Source organism: Neptunomonas sp. (assembly GCF_041601355.1).
Classification (GTDB): domain Bacteria; phylum Pseudomonadota; class Gammaproteobacteria; order Pseudomonadales; family Balneatricaceae; genus Neptunomonas.
The window spans coordinates 1-2,647 of sequence record NZ_JBFIIH010000241.1 but is presented as its reverse complement, the minus strand read 5'-3'; the positions used below and the strand labels follow the sequence as shown (position 1 = coordinate 2,647).

Genomic DNA, 2,647 nt, shown 5'->3' with positions numbered 1-2,647 from the left:
TATTCGACCCTGAGCAGATCTCTTACCGTGGTATTCTGGAATTATTTTTCCAGATTCATGACCCTACAACGCCTAACCGGCAGGGGAATGATCAGGGGATGTCGTATCGTTCGGCCATTTATTATGTGAACGAAGAGCAAAAACAGGTTGCTGAGGATACGATTGCCGATGTTAATGCTTCAGGCTTATGGCCTGGGTTAGTAGTGACTGAGTTGGAGCCGGTAGGTGATTTCTGGGAAGCCGAGCCTGAACATCAGGATTATCTTGAGCATTTTCCTGGTGGTTATACCTGTCACTTTCCGCGACCGGACTGGGTGCTGCCAAAGTCTTCTGCTTAAAAATTAAACAAGGGTGTAGTATTTCAATAAGCACCGATGTTATGATTTGTTAAATTGTAAGACAAATAGGAGTTTGTGATGTTTAAAGCACTGGTTCTGGATCAAGTAGACGGTAAAACGATCGCTGAAATTAAAACGTTGGATGTCAGTGATCTGCCTGAAGAAGATGTATTAGTCGATGTAGATTACTCATCGATTAATTTTAAAGACGGCTTGGCCATTACCGGAACGGGTAAAATTGTCAGCAGATTCCCGATGGTTCCGGGTATCGATCTGGTCGGTACCGTGGCCGAAAGCAGCAGCGATGCTTATAAAGCCGGTGATAAGGTTGTCTTAACCGGTTGGAGTGTTGGTGAGCGTTTCTGGGGTGGATTGTCGCAGAAAGCGCGTCTGAAATCAGAATGGCTGGTGCCGCTGCCAACCGGTATGTCGCCTGAAGTGTCGATGTCTATTGGTACCGCTGGTCTTACCGCCATGTTGTGTGTGATGGCGCTGGAAGAGGGTGGCGTTACTCCGGATAAAGGCCCTGTGGTTGTGTCAGGTGCGGCCGGCGGTGTTGGTTCTGTTGCCGTGGCTATTCTGGCAAAACTGGGTTACGAAGTGGCAGCGATTACTGGCCGTGCAGAAACTGAACCTTATCTGCGTGGTTTAGGTGCGACGACTATTTTAACGCGTGAAGAGATGAGCGAAAAAGCTCGCCCACTGGAGCGCCAACGTTGGGCTGGTGGTATCGATACGGTCGGTGATGCCATGCTGGCGCGGATTTTGGCAGAAGCAGATTATAATGCAACAGTTGCGGCTTGTGGTTTGGCTGGCGGCTTTAAACTGCCAACTACCGTGATGCCATTTATTTTGCGTAATGTGCGTTTGCAGGGTGTCGATTCGGTCATGTGTCCTGTTGAGCGCAGAATAAAGGCGTGGAACCGTTTACAAACAGATCTGCCTGCCGCCGCCTTGGGCGAAATCAGTCAGGTTATCAGTTTAGAACAGGTTCCTGAATATGCTTCAAAAATTGTTAACGGTCAGGTTCAGGGCAGAACTATCGTAGATTTAAATAAGTAATGATCTGAGCAAGCTTTCTTTCAAAGGTCTCAGAAAGAACTTTGCGTCATTTCAGCGTTAATCTAAAGCCGCCTGTCGTTATCTTCTTGTTTCGTCATAACAAAGATTAACGGCAGGCGGCTTTGTCCGTTATGATGGCGCTATTATCCATATCAGGACACGCCATCGTGTTGTATCCGCTTACTTTTATTCTGTTATTTTGCTTCTCGTTCACAGCGTATGCGGTGTCGGTGGTGGATGATACTGGGAATAATGTCATTCTTGAGCAGCCTGCGCAGCGTATTGTGACATTGGCCCCTCACTTAACCGAGCTGTTGTTTTCATTGGAAGCCGGGGAGCGGATTATCGCTACGGTTGATTATAGCGATTACCCGGCAGCGGCTTTGTCGATCCCGCGCATTGGCGGGGCAGAAGATATTAGCGCTGAGGTGATACTGGCATTGCAGCCGGATCTGGTGGTTGCCTGGGATAAAGGCAGTCCGGCCGAGGTTCTGGCGCTGCTGGAGTCTTTGGATGTTGTGGTGTATCGGGCTTCTAGCCAGGCGATTATCGGGGTTGCGAAGACCTTGCTTGATCTGGCCGTGCTAACAGAAAAAACACCCATAGCCACACCGCTGGTGGAGCAGTTTAAGGATGATGTAGCAAAGTTAAAAAACCGGTATCAGGGTAAAGCGCCGGTCAGTGTTTTTTATCAGTTGTGGAGTGAACCTTTGATGACGGCCAATAAGCAGCAGATGATCAATGAGATGATCACTCTCTGTGGAGGTTCTAATCTGTTCTCTGAGCAGCTTGAAGTCGTACCCCAAACCAATGTTGAAAGTATTTTAGTGCTTAATCCCGATGTTATTTTAGCGCCAGAACAAGGTACGCCGCCAGACTGGCGACAGCGTTGGCAGGCATGGCCGGAGATTACAGCAGTCAAAGGGCAGCATCTTTATTCGCTTAATGCGGACTTGATAAACCGCCCGACACTGCGCAGCGTTGAAGGGCTGGCACAGGTGTGCCAGTTATTAGATAGGGTGCGTGCAGACCAGGTGCGCTCAGATGAGCGTTAAATTCGCAGAATAGTTTCAGAGCAGTGCTAATAAGCTGTTTAATATTTTTTAGCTCGTCGCGTCAGGATTTTTTCCTTGGTTTCCAATAGATCTCGGTGCTACCCGCTCTGCGCGCCAACGTGCGGGCACAGACAAACAGCAGATCTGATAAGCGATTCAGGTACATCGCGCCCATCGGGTTTTGCTTTTCTG

Annotated in this window: 3 protein-coding genes; all 3 read left to right on the top strand. The window is 48.7% G+C overall.

Translation table 11 applies throughout. The features are described from left to right. On the top strand, positions 1 to 338 hold a 338-nt coding region (locus ABY436_RS19880; RefSeq protein ID WP_372740661.1), incomplete at its 5' end, for a peptide-methionine (S)-S-oxide reductase MsrA. A gap of 78 nt (positions 339 to 416) precedes the next feature. Continuing rightward, positions 417 to 1,400 (top strand): MDR family oxidoreductase, encoded by a 984-nt coding sequence (locus tag ABY436_RS19875; RefSeq protein WP_372740660.1) that lies wholly within the window; start codon positions 417 to 419, stop codon positions 1,398 to 1,400. Between the two features lie 131 nt (positions 1,401 to 1,531). Beyond that, positions 1,532 to 2,455 (top strand): cobalamin-binding protein, encoded by a 924-nt coding sequence (locus tag ABY436_RS19870; protein ID WP_372740659.1) that lies wholly within the window; start codon positions 1,532 to 1,534, stop codon positions 2,453 to 2,455. Positions 2,456 to 2,647: the final 192 nt, after the last annotated feature.